Source organism: Microbacterium sp. NPDC076895 (genome assembly GCF_040687115.1).
Classification (GTDB): domain Bacteria; phylum Actinomycetota; class Actinomycetes; order Actinomycetales; family Microbacteriaceae; genus Microbacterium.
This window is the reverse complement of the sequence record NZ_JBFBMQ010000015.1, coordinates 1-17,744: the sequence shown is the minus strand read 5'-3', so window position 1 is coordinate 17,744 and position 17,744 is coordinate 1. Positions and strand designations below refer to the sequence as shown.

At 67.4% G+C, this 17,744-nt stretch carries 19 protein-coding genes; 10 read left to right on the top strand and 9 right to left on the bottom strand.

Annotation, left to right across the window (positions count from 1 at the left end):
• The first annotated feature begins 64 nt into the window (after positions 1–64).
• Positions 65–289 (top strand): DUF3107 domain-containing protein, encoded by a 225-nt coding sequence (locus AB0O89_RS12405; RefSeq protein ID WP_195691794.1) that lies wholly within the window; start codon positions 65–67, stop codon positions 287–289.
• Positions 290–304: 15 nt separating this feature from the next.
• Here the strand turns inward: AB0O89_RS12405 and AB0O89_RS12400 are convergent, their stop codons facing one another.
• Positions 305–1,024, bottom strand: coding sequence for a ferritin-like fold-containing protein (locus tag AB0O89_RS12400; protein ID WP_363498041.1), 720 nt, complete (start codon positions 1,022–1,024; stop codon positions 305–307).
• Positions 1,025–1,206: 182 nt separating this feature from the next.
• Between AB0O89_RS12400 and AB0O89_RS12395 the strand changes: the two genes are divergently transcribed.
• Positions 1,207–2,646 (top strand): DEAD/DEAH box helicase, encoded by a 1,440-nt coding sequence (locus tag AB0O89_RS12395; protein WP_363498038.1) that lies wholly within the window; start codon positions 1,207–1,209, stop codon positions 2,644–2,646.
• Between the two features lie 100 nt (positions 2,647–2,746).
• Entirely contained in the window at positions 2,747–3,184 is a 438-nt protein-coding gene (locus tag AB0O89_RS12390) for an SHOCT domain-containing protein (RefSeq protein ID WP_292735855.1), read from the top strand.
• A 184-nt stretch (positions 3,185–3,368) separates the two neighbouring features.
• Here AB0O89_RS12390 and AB0O89_RS12385 read toward each other — a convergent pair whose 3' ends face one another.
• Positions 3,369–4,232: a PHP domain-containing protein gene (locus AB0O89_RS12385; protein WP_363498035.1), complete on the bottom strand. Its 864-nt coding sequence runs from the start codon at positions 4,230–4,232 to the stop codon at positions 3,369–3,371.
• Positions 4,233–4,315: 83 nt separating this feature from the next.
• Between AB0O89_RS12385 and AB0O89_RS12380 the strand changes: the two genes are divergently transcribed.
• Entirely contained in the window at positions 4,316–5,338 is a 1,023-nt protein-coding gene (locus AB0O89_RS12380; RefSeq protein WP_363498032.1) for an endonuclease/exonuclease/phosphatase family protein, read from the top strand.
• A gap of 32 nt (positions 5,339–5,370) precedes the next feature.
• Positions 5,371–6,789 carry an aminopeptidase P family protein gene (locus tag AB0O89_RS12375; RefSeq protein WP_363498029.1) on the top strand — a complete coding sequence of 473 codons (1,419 nt, stop codon included), beginning with the start codon at positions 5,371–5,373 and terminating at the stop codon, positions 6,787–6,789.
• Between the two features lie 16 nt (positions 6,790–6,805).
• Here AB0O89_RS12375 and AB0O89_RS12370 read toward each other — a convergent pair whose 3' ends face one another.
• On the bottom strand, positions 6,806–7,489 hold the full coding sequence (locus tag AB0O89_RS12370; RefSeq protein WP_363498026.1) for a general stress protein: 684 nt from the start codon (positions 7,487–7,489) through the stop codon (positions 6,806–6,808).
• Positions 7,490–7,592: 103 nt separating this feature from the next.
• Here AB0O89_RS12370 and AB0O89_RS12365 point away from each other — a divergent pair, with 103 nt between their 5' ends.
• Genes AB0O89_RS12365 through AB0O89_RS12355 form a run of 3 tightly spaced genes read left to right on the top strand, consistent with a single transcriptional unit; the run spans position 7,593 to position 10,607 of the window.
• The gene (locus AB0O89_RS12365; protein ID WP_341579638.1) at positions 7,593–8,873 is read left to right on the top strand and encodes a CBS domain-containing protein; all 1,281 of its coding nucleotides are present in this window, start codon (positions 7,593–7,595) and stop codon (positions 8,871–8,873) included.
• Positions 8,873–9,442: a DUF1003 domain-containing protein gene (locus AB0O89_RS12360; RefSeq protein ID WP_363498021.1), complete on the top strand. Its 570-nt coding sequence runs from the start codon at positions 8,873–8,875 to the stop codon at positions 9,440–9,442. Before AB0O89_RS12365 ends, AB0O89_RS12360 begins: the two co-directional genes overlap by 1 nt.
• Before the next feature lie 16 nt (positions 9,443–9,458).
• A complete protein-coding gene (locus tag AB0O89_RS12355; protein WP_363498018.1) occupies positions 9,459–10,607 on the top strand; it encodes a P-loop NTPase in 1,149 nt (382 codons plus the stop codon).
• Here the strand turns inward: AB0O89_RS12355 and AB0O89_RS12350 are convergent.
• On the bottom strand, positions 10,600–10,998 hold the full coding sequence (locus AB0O89_RS12350) for a Sec-independent protein translocase TatB (protein ID WP_363498015.1): 399 nt from the start codon (positions 10,996–10,998) through the stop codon (positions 10,600–10,602). The genes AB0O89_RS12355 and AB0O89_RS12350 overlap by 8 nt on opposite strands.
• A 79-nt stretch (positions 10,999–11,077) precedes the next feature.
• Here AB0O89_RS12350 and AB0O89_RS12345 point away from each other — a divergent pair, with 79 nt between their 5' ends.
• Positions 11,078–11,710, top strand: coding sequence for a class I SAM-dependent methyltransferase (locus tag AB0O89_RS12345; protein ID WP_363498012.1), 633 nt, complete (start codon positions 11,078–11,080; stop codon positions 11,708–11,710).
• Positions 11,711–11,776: 66 nt separating this feature from the next.
• Here AB0O89_RS12345 and AB0O89_RS12340 read toward each other — a convergent pair whose 3' ends face one another.
• The 3 genes from AB0O89_RS12340 to dapE are packed head-to-tail and all read right to left on the bottom strand — an operon-like array spanning position 11,777 to position 14,264.
• Complete coding sequence (locus AB0O89_RS12340) at positions 11,777–11,950, bottom strand: DUF3117 domain-containing protein (RefSeq protein WP_076490128.1); 174 nt, start codon at positions 11,948–11,950, stop codon at positions 11,777–11,779.
• A 35-nt stretch (positions 11,951–11,985) separates the two neighbouring features.
• Positions 11,986–13,212, bottom strand: a complete 1,227-nt coding sequence (locus tag AB0O89_RS12335) for a hypothetical protein (protein ID WP_363498009.1) — start codon at positions 13,210–13,212, stop codon at positions 11,986–11,988.
• The gene (dapE, locus tag AB0O89_RS12330; RefSeq protein ID WP_363498006.1) at positions 13,200–14,264 is read right to left on the bottom strand and encodes a succinyl-diaminopimelate desuccinylase; all 1,065 of its coding nucleotides are present in this window, start codon (positions 14,262–14,264) and stop codon (positions 13,200–13,202) included. The genes AB0O89_RS12335 and dapE overlap by 13 nt, the downstream gene beginning before the upstream one ends.
• Positions 14,265–14,353: 89 nt before the next feature.
• Here dapE and dapD point away from each other — a divergent pair, with 89 nt between their 5' ends.
• Complete coding sequence (gene dapD, locus AB0O89_RS12325) at positions 14,354–15,313, top strand: 2,3,4,5-tetrahydropyridine-2,6-dicarboxylate N-succinyltransferase (protein WP_363498003.1); 960 nt, start codon at positions 14,354–14,356, stop codon at positions 15,311–15,313.
• Between the two features lie 21 nt (positions 15,314–15,334).
• On the opposite strand, the gene ddaH is transcribed toward dapD, so the two are convergent.
• Positions 15,335–16,096, bottom strand: coding sequence for a dimethylargininase (gene ddaH, locus AB0O89_RS12320; protein ID WP_363498000.1), 762 nt, complete (start codon positions 16,094–16,096; stop codon positions 15,335–15,337).
• 49 nt (positions 16,097–16,145) lie between these two features.
• A complete protein-coding gene (locus tag AB0O89_RS12315; RefSeq protein ID WP_363497997.1) occupies positions 16,146–17,441 on the bottom strand; it encodes a citrate synthase in 1,296 nt (431 codons plus the stop codon).
• Positions 17,442–17,744: the final 303 nt, after the last annotated feature.

Genomic DNA, 17,744 nt, shown 5'->3' with positions numbered 1-17,744 from the left:
GGTGTCGTAGAGTTGCCATGCACCTACGGCACCGGTCGCACGGGCGCATGAGAAAGGCAGGAACGTGGAGATTCGCATCGGCATCACGAATTCGGGTCGCGAGCTGAACTTCGAGACGAACGATTCTGCCGCTGACGTGCGCCAGTCCGTTGCCCAGGCCCTGGACTCCGGCGCGACGCACGTCACCTTCACCGACGTGCGAGGCAACGCCTATATCGTTCCCACCGCAGGACTTGCCTACGTCGAGGTCGGCACCGAAGAGGCTCGCCGGGTCGGCTTCGTCGCCTGATCAGATCCGAGCGGACTACGCGGCAAGCCCGAGGTCGTCCATCCGTCGGGAGTGCGCTGCCATGAGCTGCGTGAACACCGGCTCGACCTTCTGCTCGTCTTGCACCTGAAGCTGCTTGGGTCGCAGGGCCGAGCGCGCGACCAACAGCGTGTCCCCCACTAGGCGACGTCCCCACATAGCCAGCAGTGAGCGCCACTCGTCGTCGCTGTCGATCGTTTCGGTGAGAATCTCGACGACCGCCTGACGGTCGGCATCCGCACCGAGAATGCGCGCGACGCGACGCCCGGTGTCTCCGTAGCTGGCAGCGAGCGCAAGGTAGAAGTCGTCGAGCATGCCGGCGATGATGTGGACCGACAGCATGGTCTCCTGCGGGCGCACGCCGTGGGTGGCGCGGCGGAACTGATCGAGCGGTTCCCGGAAGGGCAGCATCAGCGCGGTGGGATCATCTCCTCGATCACGGATGACGTCGACGAGAGCCTCGTGCTTGGTCAGTGCCGCCCCCGCAGCTCGCGACAGCGCTTCCTTCTTCTCGAGCGACGGCGTCATAGCGATGAGCTCACTCAGAGTCTCGAAGAACCCGAGCTGCAGATAGGCGGCCTGGCCGAGGAAGACGTCAATGTCGGGAGCGAGCTCTTCGAAATCGACGCGATGCGCGTCGCCGAAGTCGCCCCGAGACCGCAACGACAGCGTCGCGGCCAGCGGACGGCTCTTTCGCCAAAACTTCCAGTCGACCACGCACACAGCCTAGGGCCAGCACGGGGCGACCCGCCGGGCGAGGCCGCTCCGAGGGGTCATCCAGCGCTCGCCGGTAGACTGAGGCAGTCTCCGGCGTAGGCCCGGAGCCCCGCGCCTGCGGCTGAGTGAAGGGCGTGGATCCGACACCAGCGGCAGCGCAGGCTGCCAGACAGGCTTTTATCGTGACGACTTTCGCCGACCTCGGCGTAGATCAAGACATCGTCGATGCGCTCGCCGAGCGCGGCATCGTGGATGCATTTCCCATCCAGGAACAGACCATTCCCTTGGGTCTTCCCGGCCAGGACATCATCGGCCAGGCAAAGACCGGCACCGGCAAGACCTTCGGTTTCGGCATCCCGGTCGTACAGCGACTCGGACTCGACCCCGAACACGGCGTGAAGGCGCTCATCGTGGTCCCCACCCGGGAACTCGCCGTCCAGGTCTACGAAGACATCGACATGCTGACCAAGAACCGGTCGACCTCGGTCGTCGCTATCTACGGCGGCAAGGCCTACGAGGGTCAGATCGAGCAGCTGAAGGCCGGCGCGCAGATCGTCGTCGGCACTCCGGGTCGACTCATCGACCTCGCCGGCCAGCGCCTCCTGGATCTCTCGAACGCGACTGAAGTCGTGCTCGATGAGGCCGACAAGATGCTGGATCTCGGGTTCCTTCCCGACATCGAGAAGATCTTCCAGCGCGTGCCCGCCGTCCGCCACACGCAGCTGTTCTCGGCGACGATGCCCGGCCAGATCGTGACTCTCGCGCGCCGGTTCATGAGCAACCCGATCCACATCCGGGCAACCGACCCGGATGAGGGCCTCACCCAGGCGAACATCCGGCACCTCGTCTACCGGGCGCACTCGCTCGACAAGGACGAGGTCATCGCCCGCATCCTCCAGGCAGAGGGCCGCGGCAAGACTGTCATCTTCACCCGCACCAAGCGGGCAGCGCAGAAGCTCGTCGACGAGCTGCAGGACCGCGGATTCTCGGCGGTGGCGGTGCATGGCGACATGAGCCAGGAGGCCCGCGAGCGCTCCATGGCAGCGTTCAAGGCCGGCAAGAAGGATGTGCTGATCGCCACGGATGTCGCAGCCCGCGGCATCGACGTCGACGACGTGACGCACGTGATCAACCACACCATCCCCGACGACGAAAAGACCTATCTGCACCGGGCAGGCCGCACTGGCCGCGCCGGGCGCACCGGTATCGCCGTGACCTTCGTCGACTGGGACGACCTGCACAAATGGGCCCTCATCAATCGCGCGCTGGAGTTCGGTCAGCCCGAGCCGATCGAGACGTACTCGTCGAGCCCGCACCTCTACACCGATCTCGCCATCCCCGAGGGCACGAAGGGTCGCATCGTGACCGCGCCGCGCACCGAAACCGTCTCGACGGTGGAGGGCGCGTCATCGAACGGACGGTCCGGATCGCGTCGTCGTCGCTCGCGCGGCGGATCGTCAGGCGCGTCGGGCTCGAGCGCGTCGCAGGGTTCAGCGGAAACGCCGACGCGCACCGCCGACGGCGCAGGCACGCACGACGGTGGTGGCGCCGAGCACCGCGACGGCACCACGACACCACGTCGCCGCCGCCGGCGCCGGGGGCCTCGCCCCGACGCAGCCTGATCCGCGCGCAACGACGCGGGCGTTGCTCTCGAAACGAGACACCCGACAGCGCTAAGGTGATGGCTGCGGCATGGCGCCGCGAAAACCCCGAAAGGCTGTCATGCGATTTCTTGAAGCTGTGACGACGGGATACGAGTACCAGGGATTCTGGGGCTCGTTCTGGGACATCATCTGGTGGTTCCTGTGGATCTTCGTCTTCGTTGCGTACCTGTTCGTGCTGTTCGCGATCATCGGCGACCTCTTCCGTGACCACAAGCTCAACGGTTGGTGGAAGGCCGTCTGGATCATCTTCCTGCTCTTCCTCCCCTTCATCACGGCGCTGGTCTACCTCATCGCGCGCGGCCGCGGCATGAGCGAGCGCTCCATGAAAGAGGCCGAGCAGATCAAGCAGGCCCAGGATGCCTACATCCAGTCGGTCGCCGGTGGCGGGGCCAAGCACAGCCCGGCCGAGGAGATCGCCCGCGCCAAGGCGCTCCTGGACGCCGGCACCATCTCGCAGGCCGAGTACGACCAGCTGAAGGCCAAGGCCCTCGGCTGATCCGACGCTCACGCGAAGCGCCCCCGTCTCTTCTCGAGGCGGGGGCGCTTCGCTGTGCGCGAGAGGTTCGGCATCCGAACCTCGCAGAATCGCGCGAACCTCGCAGGATTGCGGCCCGTGACTGCGGATTTCGCGCGATCCTGCGAAGCTCGGTGAGGTCTATGCCCGGAGCAGGGGCCCTGACCTACGGGTACACCGGCGCACTACCGTGCCCGGCGGCGAGGATGCGCTCGACCATGGCGGGGGCTGTCGTGTGTTCGCCCGGCATATTCGGCTTGCCCAGGCCGTGATAGTCGCTCGAGCCGGTCACGATGAGGTCGCGCTCGGCGACCAGCGACTCCAGCTGACGGATGCCGGCAGCGGTGTTGTCGCGGTGGCCGAGTTCGAAGCCGGCAAGCCCCGCATCCAGCATCCGGTTCACGAGCGGCGTGGGGAAGGGGCCCGCGCGCCCGGCGGGGTGGGCGAGGATCGGCACTCCCCCGGCTGCGACGATGAGCCGGACCGCGGTGACCGGGTCGGGGGCGAACAGAGCGACGTAGTAGGGGCTCCGGGGGCTGAGGATGCCGCGGAAAGCCTCGTCGCGATCCTGCACGTGTCCGCGAGCGACGAGCGCGTCCGCGATGTGCGGGCGACCCACGGTGGCACCGTCGGAGGTCTGCGCGAGGATGTCTTCCCACTCGAGGTCGAAGTCGCGGGCGATGCGATCGGAGATCATCCGGGCACGCTCAAGCCGGGACGTCCGCACCCGCTCGGTCATCGCCCGCAGTTGCTCGTCGTCGGGGTCGAAGAGGTACGCGAGCACATGAACGCTGCGCCAGTCATCACGCGCCGACATTTCCATACCCGGAACGAACATCATGCCGAGCGATGCCGCAGCCTCCGCGGCCTCCGCCCAGCCCGCGGCGGTGTCGTGGTCGGTCAGGGCGGCAATGCGCAGGCCGTGACGATGCGCCGCGCGCATGACGTCAGCCGGCGCGTCAGTCCCATCCGACTGCGTCGAGTGGAGATGCAGGTCGGCGGGTCCCTCGAAGAGCCGCTCGTCGTCCACCGTTTGAGCCTAGCGCCGCACGCACAGCTCACCGCGGCGCGGCTCGTACCTATCTCCCAGACCGCTGTCATAGGCTCGCGGACGTGCGTCGGGCTCTGGGGATCCTCGTTGCGGTGATCTGGATCGCCGTGGTCGCGGTGCTCACCGCACCCGACTTCTTCCGGGTCGAGCGCCTCGCACCGATCGCGCAGATCATCGCCTTCCGCGGCGTGATCGTGCTCGCTCTCGCGGCGGTCGGCATCATCGCCCTGCTCGCGTCCTTCGCTCGGTCGATCCGTCCGCTCGCGGTCACCGTCCTGATCGTCGCGCTGGTCGGTGTCGTCGCGAACGGGGCAGTCGTGCTGGGTCGCGGCATCGGCACCGAGGGCCTTCCCGCGAAGACCGACACGGCGATCCGCGTCATGACGTGGAACACCGCGGGACCAGCGACTTCGGCCGATGAGATCGCGCGGCTCGCGGTCGCGATGGATGCCGACATCGTCGCTCTTCCCGAGACGACCATCGAGACGGGCGAGCAGGTGGCTATCGAGATGCGTGAGCTCGGGCATCCAATGTGGGCACACCACGCGAAGGACCCGTCGACCCCGTGGGATGCCGGATCGACGACCCTCCTCATCACCCCCGACCTCGGCGATTACGCCGTGATCGAGTCGTCGGTGGAGGGCACGAGCACGACATCCACGGTGCCAAGCGCCGTCGCGATGCCCGTCTCCGGGGTCGGCCCGATCGTCGTGGCAGCACACGCCGTCGCGCCCCGCGCGGACTACATGGAGGACTGGCGCGCCGACCTCCGCTGGCTCGGCGACCAGTGCGCCGCCGACAACGTCATCATGGCCGGAGACTTCAACGCGACGCTCGACCACTTCGGTGGACTCGGCGTCGATGGCGGCGAACTCGGACGCTGCCGGGATGCCGCGGCAGCCAGCGGCACAGGAGCCGTGGGCACCTGGAGCACGGCCTGGCCGCCGCTATTCGGCACCGCCATCGACCACGTCATGACAACGGACGCGTGGACGGTGACCGGATCGCTCGTCCTCTCGTCGGTGGACAGCAGCGGAAGCGATCACCGGCCGCTCGTGGTGCAACTGGAGCCCGCCGCCCCCTGACCCGCGCGATGCACTCGTGCGAGACTGGATGAATGAGCACGACCGGCGACAGCGAAGCCACGACGACGACTGCGGCGACCGAAAACAGCACGACGAACCGCAAGCAGCCGTTCCCGCAGGGATTCCTCGACACGATCTCCACGGGCTGGGCTGAGCGCCCCGAGACACTCCCCCCTGCCCGGTCGCGGGCCGTGTTCGCGGCACGACGCCGCGCCGCGCTGTCCGCCGCCTTCCCCGGCGAGCGGCTGGTCTTTCCCGCCGGTGAACTCAAGCAGCGCTCGAACGACACCGACTACCGGTTCCGGGCGCACTCGGCTTTCTCACATCTGACCGGGTGGGGCTCGGATGCCGAACCCGGCGCGATCCTTGTGATGGATCCGCTTCCTGAGGGCGGACACGAGGCGGTCCTGTACTTCCGCGAGCGTGCCGACCGTACGACTGCGGAGTTCTACGCCGACGCATCCATCGGGGAGTTCTGGATCGGACCCCGTCCAGCGCTTGCGGGTGTTGCGGCAGACCTCGGCATCCGCACCGACCACATCGCCGCGTTCGCCCCCGCCGACGGGGAGCGCGTCGTGGACACCGACGCCGACCTCACCCGCGCGGTCTCGGAGATGCGGCTGATCAAAGATGAGGATGAGATCGCCCAGATGCGCGAAGCCGTCGCCGTGACCGCGGCAGGGTTCGACGACATCGTCGCCGACCTCCCCCGGATCATCGAGCACCCTCGCGGAGAGCGGATTGTCGAGGGCGTCTTCCACCTCCGTGCGCGCAGCGACGGCAACGGAGAGGGATACGACACGATCGCGGCCTCCGGACCCCACGCCTGCTACCTGCATTGGACCCGCAACGACGGCGCCGTGCTGCCGGGAGATCTGATTCTGATCGACGCGGGCGTCGAGCTCGACAGCCTCTACACCGCAGACATCACCCGAACCCTGCCGGTCAGCGGGACGTTCACGGAGGTGCAGCGGCGCGTCTATGAGACCGTGCGGGAGGCCGCGGATGCCGCGTTCGCTGCAGCCCGCCCCGGGGTCACGTTCCGATCCATCCACGAAGCCGCGATGGGGGTCATCGCTGCCCGCACCGCGGAGTGGGGCCTTCTTCCCGTGACCGCTGACGAGGCCCTCGCTGTCGACACCGGTGGCCAGCACCGCCGGTACATGGTGCACGGAACCAGTCACCACCTCGGCATCGACGTTCACGACTGCGCTCAGGCTCGCCGCGAGATGTACTACGACGGCATCCTGCAGCCCGGAATGGTGTTCACGATCGAGCCGGGGCTGTACTTCCAGATCGACGACCTCACGGTGCCCGAAGAACTGCGCGGCATCGGTGTGCGGATCGAGGATGACGTCCTGATGACCGCCGACGGACCGGTGAACCTGTCTGCGGGGATCCCCCGCACCGCCGACGAGGTCGAAGCCTGGATCGCGCGCCTCGCGCGCTAGCGCAGAGAGCGGGCGACTAGGCCTTGTCGTCGCCCTGAGTCGCCGCGTCCTCGTCGGCTTCAGTGTCGGGGGCGCCCGGATTAGGTGAGGCGTCAGTCGCCGGTTCGGCCGCGGCGCCTGGAGGTGTCACGTCCTCGATCCGCTGACCGTAGCGCGGCGGTTCCTGAGGGGCAGCCGGCCGCTCGGGCGGCGGGGCTACCACCTGCGTGCGCGGCGCTGCCTGCGCTGCAGCCTGCGGGCCCAAGACCTGGCGTGCCCGACCTGCACTGCTGCCGGCAACGGCGATGTCGTAGTGGTCGGCGACGAACTGCATGACCGACGCGAAGTCGCGACGGCGGCGGACGATGGCGAAGGTCAGCAGGCTCGCCAGCATGCCGATCGCGATACCGACGAACAGCACACCGACGAAAGCCTGGATCGGCACGTTCGGCATCCCGAGCACGAAGACGGCAGAAAACAGCATGCCCAGGAGAAGTCCGTTGATCGCGCCCGAGCGAGCAGCCGTCGCGTAGCCGAGGCGACCGGTGACCCGCTCCATCGAACGCAAGCCCTGACCGACGATCGTGATCTCACGCGCGGGAATGTCTTCGGCGATGAGCTTGGACACCGCCTTCTGGGCGGCTTCGTACTTGTCGAAGGTCGCGACGGTCTGTCCGACGTCCTCGAGGTTGCGGGCGAACTGGCCCCCCATCATGCTCATTCGTCCATCCTCCCATGCCGGGTCTTGCCATCCGCTGAGTCGCCACGAATCGTCGCTCGTAACCAGAGGAGGGCATGCCCGGGTGCGGGGCTACGCTGGACGGGTGAACACGCAGCGGGTCTTTGTCGCGCGCCTCTCGGGCTGCGCCGTCTTCGACCCTGCCGGCGACCGGCTCGGACGGGTCCGCGATGTCGTGGTCGTCTACCGCGCCGATGACCCGCCGCGCGTCGTCGGGCTCGTGGTCGAGATTCCCGGCCGGCGAAACGTGTTCGTCTCGATCGGGCGCGTCACCTCGATCGCCCCGGGGCAGGTCATCACCACCGGCCTCATCAACGTCCGCAGGTTCCAGCAGCGCGGTGGCGAGGTGCGGGTCCTCGCTGAACTCCTCGGTCGCCGCGTGTACTTCCGCGACGGGTCAGGCGAGGCAGTCATCGAGGATGCCGCCATCGAGCGCGACCGGCTCGGCGCCTGGGACATCGGCCAGCTGTTCCTGCGTCGTCCTCGCACCAGCGCATCTCCGTTCACGAAGGGCCCGACCACGCTAGCCAGCTGGGAAGAGGTCACCGAGCAGCTCGATTCCACGCAGGAGCCGTCGGCCGAACAGCTCGTTGCGACCCTGAGCGAGCTGAAGCCTGCCGACCTCGCCAACACGCTGCTCGATCTTCCCGACGCTCGCCTGCTCGAGGTCGCCGAAGAACTTCCCGACGACCGTCTTGCCGACGCACTCGAGGAGATGCCCGAGGACGACCAGGCGCACATTCTCGAGCAGCTGGGTGATGAGCGTGCCGCCGACATCCTCGACGCGATGGAACCGGATGACGCAGCCGACCTGCTCGGACAGCTCCCGGCAGGCCGCAGCGAGGCGCTGCTCGATCTCATGGAGCCCGAGGAAGCCGAGGACGTCCGGGAACTCCTGAAGTACGGCCCCGACACCGCCGGTGGTCTCATGACGAGCGAGCCGATCGTGCTCTCGGCCGAAGCGACGGTCGCCGAGGCACTCGCGCTCATCCGCCGTCACGAGCTGCATCCGGCGCTCGCGGCGTCGGTGTTCATCACCCTGCCCCCGTACGAAACGCCGACGGGCCGGTTCCTTGGCACCGTGCACTTCCAACGGATGCTGCGCTACCCGCCCCACGAGCGGCTCGGCTCCCTCATCGATGACACCATCGAGCCGCTGGCAGCCACCGCAACGGCGGCCGAGGTCGCCCGCATCCTCGCCTCGTACAACCTGGTATCTGTGCCGGTCGTCGACCAAGTCCACCGCCTGGTCGGTGTCGTCAGCGTCGACGATGTGCTCGACTACCTGCTCCCTGAAGACTGGCGCTCGCACTCGAGCGACCAGCGACCGGTGTCGTTTCCCTGGACAGGGCCGGTGAAGCTGTGATGGCGCGCTCGCCCCGGGGGCTGGACGCCCCCCGCGGTCGGTCGAGCATGCCGATTCGCAGTCGCACACCCCAGCCCTCGCGGGATCGGTTCGGACGAGCAACCGAGTGGATCGCCCGCAACATGGGCACCCCCTGGTTCCTGGTGGCTCTCACCCTGTTCTGCGTCGCCTGGATCGCGTGGAACACCGCAGCTCCCGAGAACCTGCGGTTCGATTCCGCCGCCAACGGCTTCACGGCCCTGACGCTCATGCTCTCGCTGCAGGCCTCCTACGCCGCTCCCCTCATCCTGCTCGCCCAGAACCGGCAGGATGACCGCGACCGCGTGCAGATCGAGCAGGACCGTCAGCGCGCAGAACGAAACCTCGCCGACACCGAGTACCTCGCGCGCGAGATCGTGGCCCTGCGCATTGCCCTCACCGAGGTCACCTCCGAGGTCGTAACCCGTGACACGCTGCGCGCCGAGCTGAAGTCGCTGCTGAGAAAGCTCGACGAACGCGCGGAGCCGCACCACACCGAGGGTGAGCCCTCCGCAGGCGCAACTCTCCCTCGCGAAGGTGGTTCGGTGTGACCAGCGGAGACGTGCGGTGACTGCCGCAGACGAGGTCACGCGCGCCGTCGGAGCCGTGATCGATCCGGAGTTGCGCCGCCCTATCGGTGAGCTCGGGATGGTACGCGGCACGCGCGTTGACGATGGCACGGCGTGGGTCGACATCGCCCTCACCGTCGCCGGATGCCCCGCCGCCGCGCGCATCGAATCCGATGTTCGCGCCGCGGCCCTGTCAGTGCCCGGGGTGGCGTCAGCGGAGATCGCGGTCGGGGTCATGGATGCCGACGAGCGGGCTCGCCTCACCGAGATGCTGCGCGGCGGACGCCCGGCCCGGTCGATGCCGTTCGGGCCTGACTCCCTGACCCGCGTGATCGCGGTTACGAGCGGTAAGGGCGGTGTCGGCAAGTCGACGCTGACCGCGCTCCTGGCGACGACCCTGGCAGCGCGCGGTCTTCGCGTCGGGCTCATCGACGCCGACGTCCACGGATTCTCGATTCCCGGCATCCTGGGTCTTGTCGGACCCGACGGGGCACCCCCGCAACCGACCCGGATCGATGACCTCATGCTTCCTCCCGTCGCGCACGGGGTGAAGGTGATCTCGATCGGGATGTTCCTGCGGCGCGGTTCGGGGGAAGAGCCGCTTGGCGCCGTGGCGTGGCGTGGTCCGATGCTGCACCGCACCGTGCAGCAGTTCCTTACCGACGTCCACTTCGGTGATCTCGACATCCTGCTGCTGGACATGCCACCGGGAACGGGCGATGTCGCGATCTCTGTCGGGCAGCTCCTGCCCCACGCCGAGGTCATCGTGGTGACCACGCCCCAGCGCGCCGCCGCCGACGTCGCGATCCGCTCGGGTCTCGTGGCCCGGCAGACGGGTCAGCGCGTGCTGGGAGTCGTCGAGAACATGGCGCCGCTCACTCTTCCCGACGGCACGGTGCTCGATCTGTTCGGCTCCGGCGGCGGAGAGCTTGTCGCCCAGGCCCTGCAGACGGATGCTGAACCCGTCCCGCTCCTCGGCTCGATACCGCTGAGTCAGGGCGTGCGGGCATCCGGCGACGCCGGCGACGTGCACCTCGTGACGGATGCCGCTGACCCCGCCGCAGTGGCGATCGAGGCTGTTGCGGAGGCGGTTTTGGCCTCCGGGCGCGGACTGTCGGGCCGCCCCCTCCCGATGCGGGTCAGGTAGCTTCCGCGTCGAACGGCGGAATCTCCCCCACCGCCAGCGGCGGTGCCTTCGTCGACGTCGTGGTCGCTCCAGCAGCAGCAGCGGCTCCGGCCGCGGCCATCGTCGCGGACTGCGGCTTGACGGGCGGCGTCGGAGGGTCATCCAGCAGTGCCTCCCGGATGATGCGACGCGGGTCGTACTGGCGCGGATCGAGCGTGCGCCAATCCACGTCGTCGAAGTCCTCACCCATCTCTTCTTTGACGCGGGAGCCGGCGGAGCGGGCGAAGTCACGAGCTCGGCGCACGAACTGTCCGAGAGCCGCTGCGTAGCGGGGCAGCCGCTGCGGGCCGATGATCATTCCGGCAATCAGAGCGATCAGCAAAAGCTTCTCGATCGTGATCCCGTTGAACATGGGTCAAGATTACCCCTCGCGCCTCAGCGAGATTCCGGGCGCGCGCCCGTAGGCTTGCCCCTCAGAGAAAGGGCAGTGCATGGGAGATCACGCGGTCAATCGATTCGTCGAAGAGGTCACGGTCGAACCCGATGCGATCGCCCGCGCTCGCGAGGCCGCACTCGAACTCGGCGCCGAACCGATCAGCGCCGCGGTCGGCGTGCAGTGTGCCACGATCGCCGCCGTCGGACGCGCGCTGAACATCGTTGAGATCGGCACGGGCGGCGGAGTCTCCGGGCTCTGGCTGCTGCGCGGAGCGCCGCAGGCGACTCTCACCACCATCGACGTCGAGCCTGAGCATCTGGGGGCAGCACGTCACGCGTTCGCTCAGGCCAAGGTCCCGCCGGCACGCGCCCGATTCATCACGGGCCGCGCGGCCGAAGTACTTCCTCGCATGAACGAGGCCTCGTACGACATCGTTCTGGTCGATGCCGAGCCCGAGGGCGTCATCGAGTATGTGGAGCACGGGCTGCGCCTCGTGCGCCCGGGGGGCACGGTCCTGGTCCCGCGGGTCCTCGCGGGGGGCGCGGTCGCCGATCCGGTCAAGCGCGATGAGGTCACGACCGCCTACCGCTCGCTCATTCAAGAGGTGGCGCAGTCCCCCGCCGTCCTCGGCGCACTCAACACCGCGCGCGAAGGACTCCTTCAGCTGACGACTCTCGCATCGGTTTAGGAGACGCGGAAACACGAAAGCGGCCGGTCACCTGACCGGCCGCTTCGTTCGTGAGATGATCGCGCGTTACGCGGCTCCGACAACTCCGCCGAGCACGTCGTACAGTTCCTTGGCCTCGGCGTCGTTCACCGAGACGACAAGGCGGCCACCGCCTTCAAGAGGTACTCGCACGATGATGAGACGGCCTTCCTTCACGGCCTCCATCGGTCCGTCTCCGGTTCGCGGCTTCATGGCTGCCATGGCGGCTCCCTTTCGTCGTGGTCTACCAACCAAGCTTAGGGGATCTGCCAGAAGCGGTTGCCGAGGGCATACATGTTGTAAATCCACCACCACTGTCCGGCAAGGCACGCGATGAGCACGCCGACGCGCCAGACGAGGGACCGCGGTACCGCGAACGCACCCCACAGGGGCGAGAGCGGCACCAGCAGTCGGAAGATGCTGGACTGGGGGAAAAACACCGCCAGCAAGTAGACGAGGTAGCTGACAGCCCACAGGCGAATCTCGGGTCCCATGGCCCGAACCTGAGGTGCCCACAGGAGCGCCGCCGTCACCCCGGCCAGAATCAGCACGAGCAGGATGACGCCCCCTGCTGCCCCCCAGCCCCAGACCTCTCCCCAGAAGGCTGCACCGCGAACGAAAGCATCGAAGGGGAGGAAGCGTCCCTCATCGCCCGGGAGCCAGTTGCGCCGCCACGCGAGTTCTGTCGCAAGGTATGCGCCCGGATTCCCGGTGACCACCGCAGCGATGATCTGCCACGAGAATCCGACAACGGTGGCGAGCGACCCCAGCGCGACGATGTGTACGACCTCACGTGTGCGAAGGGGCTCCGCCCGGCGTGAGAAGAAGCGCCAGATGCCGAAGAGCCCCATGAACAGGGCGAAGGCGAGAACGCCGGGCCGCGTGTAGCCCATGAGGATCACCAGCGGGTACACCCACACGAAGCGCCGTGCTGTGACTGCCCACAGCGCCAAGAAGAGCCACAAGAGAAAGAGAGCTTCCGCGTAGCCCACCTGGAACAGCGCCGCCAAGGGTCCGGCTGCAAAGAAGGCGGCGGCCCAGATAGCAGCCGTTCCTCCGATCCGACCCCGCAGCATCCGGTAAAGCACGTAGGTTGCCCCGTACCCGGCTACCAGGGAGATCACCACGGCAGCGACACCCCACCACCCGCCCACGAGCGGCGCCATCGCGGCAGCGAGGTAGGCGTAGATCGGCATGAATGCCCACTGGTTCTCGGCCACTGCACCGGCGTCAGTGAGCGGCAGCTCAGCCGGATACCCGTTGACGGCCAGATACCAGTACCACTGGGCGTCCCAGCCCACCACGAGGTCTTGGACGGTTGCTCCAGCGCCGAACCGCGTTCCCTCGGCCGAGAGCGCGGCAGCCAGGATGAGGAAACCGAACGTGACGGCCCGCGCAGCGAGATAGATGAGCGCAATCGTCAGCGCCGGCGGGATCGACCGCCGGGAGAGCGGCGCCGGCGCCGATGTCGTCAGGTCAGCCACGCACGCAGCCCGCGCTCGACATCCCGGATCTGGGCGACGGCAACGCGCTCTTCGTCGTGGTGGGCCAGCTGCGGGTCCCCCGGACCGTAGTTGACGGCGGGGATGCCGAGGGCCGAGAAGCGGGCAACATCGGTCCAGCCGTACTTGGGTTGAGCTGTGCCGCCCACAGCAGCCACGAATTCTTGCGCCAGCGGATCGTCTAGCCCCGGCCGGGCACCTTCGGCCATATCGATGACCTCGACCTCGAAGCCCTCGAAGACCTCTCGGACGTGAGCCTCAGCCTCGGCGCCGCTGCGCGAGGGAGCAAAGCGATAGTTGACCTCAACCTCGCAGAGGTCGGGAATGACGTTTCCTGCCACACCGCCGGTGATCCGCACGGCGTTGAGGCCTTCACGGTAGACGAGCCCATCCACGGGAACCTCACGCGCCGTGTAGGAGGCCAGGCGCTCGAGAATCGGCGCCGCCTTGTGGATGGCGTTCTCCCCGATCCACGAACGTGCACTGTGCGAGCGCACACCGTGCGTTCGGATAATCGCGCGCATGTGGCCGTTGCAGCCTCCCTCGACCTGCCCGTTGGAGGGTTCTCCGAGAATGGCGAAGTCTGCGGCGAGCAGGTCAGTACGGGTCGCGGCGATGCGAGTGAGGGCGTTGAGGGCTGCAGCGACCTCCTCGTGGTCGTACCAGATCCACGTGATGTCAGCCTTGGGGGCGACGAGGTCGGCGGCGAGCTTGAGCTGAACAGCAACGCCGGCCTTCATGTCGACGGTGCCGCGCCCCCAGATGAACTCTTCGCCGTCGATGTCGACAGTTCGGGTGGGAACGTTTCGGTTGATCGGCACCGTGTCGATATGTCCGGCGATCGCGACCCTACGAGCTCTTCCGAGGTTCGTACGAGCGATGATCGTGTCGCCATCCCGGATGACCTCGAGGTGGGGCAGAGCACGCACTGCCTCCTCGATCAGGTCTGCGAGATGTCCTTCGTCGCCAGAGACGCTGGGGATGTCGCAGATCGCGCGGGTGAGATCGACAGAATTCGAGGTCAGGTCCAGCACCCCTCGAGTCTAGCCAGGGCCCTCCATAGTGCGATGGGCGAGGCGTCACAGGAACCGCCCGAGTGGGCGCGAGTCGATACCCTGGAACGATGACGGCACAGCGGATGATCAGCGGTATCGGGGCGGCGACTGTCGCGGCAGACGGCATGGTCTTGGACACCTGGTACCCCTCCCCCCAGTCCGGTGCGCTGTCCGACAACCAGGACGCTCACGATGCTGCGCGAGCTCTTGTGGCCGAGGCTGTGGGTGCGGATGACACGCGCGGCGTCAGCATCGCGCAGGTCGAGATCGAGATCGATCTCGACGCGGCACCCTCGGGTACTCCGGATGCCTACCTCCGCCTCCACGCGCTGTCATACCGACTCGTCGCTCCGAACGATCTGAATCTCGACGGTATCTTCGGCGCGCTCCCGAACGTTGCCTGGACCAATGCCGGCCCCGTCGACCCTCGGGGGCTCGACCAGCGCCGTCCGCGACTGCAGCGCGCCGGCATCCAGGTGCAGGGTCTCGACAAGTTTCCGCGCCTGACCGATTACGTCGTGCCCGCCGGGGTCCGCATCGCCGACGCATCACGCGTGCGGCTGGGCGCCTATCTGTCGCCGGGCACCACTGTGATGCACGAAGGCTTCGTGAACTTCAACGCCGGGACGCTCGGTCAGAGCATGGTCGAGGGGCGCATTTCGCAGGGCGTGATCGTCGGTGACGGCAGCGACATCGGCGGTGGGGCCTCGATCATGGGCACACTGTCGGGCGGTGGCGCCCACCGTGTGTCGATCGGTGAGCGGACGCTCCTGGGCGCGAACGCCGGCATCGGCATTTCGTTGGGAGACGATTGCGTCGTCGAGGCAGGGCTGTATGTGACCGCCGGGTCGAAGATCGTGCTTGCCGACGAGCCAGTCGGCGCCGACGGCACGCACCCGACCGTCAAGGGCGGTGAGCTCTCTGGACGCGACGGAATCCTGTTCCGCCGCAACTCCCTCACGGGCGCGATCGAGGCAGTGAGGCGCGCCGGTGTCGGGGTGACCCTCAACGAGGCGCTGCACGCCTGAAAACGGTCGCGACGACGCGATTCAGCGACGAACGCGAACCGAGAGGCACGTGACGCACCCCTCGAGTTTTTCGAACTCGGTCACGGGCGTCTGGATGACCGTCAGTCCGCGCGACCGGAGCAATGCGGCGGTCTGCGGGGCATCCGCCGACATCAGAACCGTCGCCTCATCGAGGACGACCACCGCAGTGCCGTGCTCTTCGGGTACAGGGAGGAACCGCGGGAAGGCTGAGGGATCGTCGACGAGCGGCTCGTAGCCGATGACCGTGCCGTCAGGAAGCGCCGTCACCGCGCTCTTCAGATGCAGGACCCGAGTCACCGGCACGGCGACGATCTTCCATCCCCGGGGGCTCAGCAGAGCCTCCAGTTGACGGATGCCGTCATCGTTGGTCCGGGATGACGCCCCGACATAGACCGTACGCCCGATCTTGAGCACGTCACCGCCGTCGAGCGTGCCGGGAGCCTCGATTTCGTGGACAGGGAGGCCGAGCGTGTCTGCCGCCGCCCGGGCCGTTGCGATTTCGCCACGTCGAGATTCGGCGCCGGGCCGACCGATCACCACGATGTCGTCGAACACGACGAGGGCATCCTCGATGAAGACACCGTCGGGCTGGTCCGGCGCCGGCTCGACGTCGACGATCTGCCACCCCCGATCTCGGTACACCGAGACGTACTCGCGCCACTGCGACACGGCGAGGTCGGCATCAGCCTCGACCCGGTCGAGGTGTGTCAGCTCCCCCTGAGCCAGGAGCGGGGACGGTACGCGGACGAGGAGTTTCGGCATCCGTTCAGAATGCCAGATTCCCCCGCCACAAGCTGGCGCGGGAACTGTCTCAGACGCCCGGGTACATGCGCTCGGGTGCGCCCGTGTACAGCTGTTGCGGGCGGCCGATCTTGGTCTGCGGGTCGCCGTTCATCTCTCGCCAATGTGCGAGCCACCCCGGAAGGCGACCGATCGCGAACAGCACGGTGAACATGCGCGTCGGGAAGCCCATCGCCTTGTACATGACGCCGGTGTAGAAGTCGACGTTCGGGTAGAGGCGGCGCTCCTTGAAGTAGTCGTCGTTGAGGGCGATCTCTTCGAGCTGCTTGGCAAGATCCAACAGCGGGTCGTGCACACCGAGCTCCGAGAGCACCTCGTCGGCTGACTCCTTCACGAGCTTGGCCCGCGGGTCGTAGTTCTTGTAGACCCGGTGGCCGAAGCCCATGAGCTTGACGCCGTCTTCTTTGTTCTTGACGCGCTCGACGAAACGCTCGACGCTCTCGCCCGAGTCGCGGATGCGGGCAAGCATCGAGAGGACCGCCTCGTTCGCGCCGCCGTGCAGTGGACCGTAGAGCGCGTTGATGCCGGCCGAGATCGACGAGAACTGGTTAGCGCCAGTCGAGCCGACCAGGCGCACCGTCGAGGTCGACGCGTTCTGCTCGTGGTCCTCGTGCAGGATCAGCAACCGCTCGAGTGCGCGGGAGATGACGGGGTTGACCTCGTACAGCTCGGACAGGACGCCGAAGTTGAGCTTGAGGAAGTTGTCGACGAAGCTCATCGAGTTGTCGGGGTAGAGGAACGCCTGACCGATGCTCTTCTTGTGCGCGTATGCGGCGATGACCGGGAGCTTCGCGAGAAGCCGGATCGTGTTGACCTCGACGTGCTCGGGGTTGTGGGGGTCGGACTCGTCTTCGTAATAGGTGGACAGGGCCGCAGTCGCCGCGGACAGCACCGACATCGGGTGCGCCGTCGGGGGCAGCGAGCCGAAGAAGCGCTTGAGGTCCTCGTGCAGCAGCGTGTGGCGACGGATGCGGTTATCGAACTCCGCGAGCTCATCAGCGGTGGGCAGCTCCCCGTAGATGAGCAGCCATGCGACCTCAAGGTACGTGCTGTGAGTCGCGAGCTGCTCGATCGGATACCCGCGGTAGCGCAGGATGCCGGCATCCCCGTCGATGTAGGTGATCGCCGACTTCGTCGATGCCGTGTTGACGAACCCGTAGTCCAAAGCCGTGAACCCGGTCTGCCGGGTGAGTGTTGCGACGTCGATGCTCGGCACCCCGTCTGTGCCGTGGAGCACGGGGAATTCGGCGGTCCGATCACCGACGGTCAGGATGGCCTTCTGCTGCGGGGTCTGCGCGTCGTCCACGGCGCCTCCTTGCATTGTCTGGGGCTGTCGTCGGCACCGGGACGGGTTCGCCGCCTCGCGGAGCCGTCCAAGCACGCGTCGGTGCCCGGGCTGCCCCTACAGCCTAGTAGTCGGCTCGGCCTACTGTGCGCACAGCCAAAGCGCTGGCGGTTTCGATGGAGGAACCCTCGCAGCGGGCTGCCCGAGCGGGGCGTGCGAGACACCTAGCTGTGATGTCCAGGGACGTTGTTTCGGCGACACGGCCCTGACCTGTTGAAAGGCGAAGACCTCCGGTTGTGAAGTGGAGCTGTTGAGTTCAACCGC

Bases quoted from the DNA above. Each gene is read 5' to 3' on its own strand.
- AB0O89_RS12390 (WP_292735855.1), top strand. From the start codon at position 2,747: ATGCGATTTCTTGAAGCTGTGACGACGGGATACGAGTACCAGGGATTC.
- AB0O89_RS12375 (WP_363498029.1), top strand. From the start codon at position 5,371: ATGAGCACGACCGGCGACAGCGAAGCCACGACGACGACTGCGGCGACC.
- AB0O89_RS12370 (WP_363498026.1), bottom strand. From the start codon at position 7,489: ATGAGCATGATGGGGGGCCAGTTCGCCCGCAACCTCGAGGACGTCGGA.
- AB0O89_RS12360 (WP_363498021.1), top strand. From the start codon at position 8,873: ATGGCGCGCTCGCCCCGGGGGCTGGACGCCCCCCGCGGTCGGTCGAGC.
- AB0O89_RS12350 (WP_363498015.1), bottom strand. From the start codon at position 10,998: ATGTTCAACGGGATCACGATCGAGAAGCTTTTGCTGATCGCTCTGATT.
- AB0O89_RS12345 (WP_363498012.1), top strand. From the start codon at position 11,078: ATGGGAGATCACGCGGTCAATCGATTCGTCGAAGAGGTCACGGTCGAA.
- AB0O89_RS12340 (WP_076490128.1), bottom strand. From the start codon at position 11,950: ATGGCAGCCATGAAGCCGCGAACCGGAGACGGACCGATGGAGGCCGTG.
- dapD (WP_363498003.1), top strand. From the start codon at position 14,354: ATGACGGCACAGCGGATGATCAGCGGTATCGGGGCGGCGACTGTCGCG.
- ddaH (WP_363498000.1), bottom strand. From the start codon at position 16,096: ATGCCGAAACTCCTCGTCCGCGTACCGTCCCCGCTCCTGGCTCAGGGG.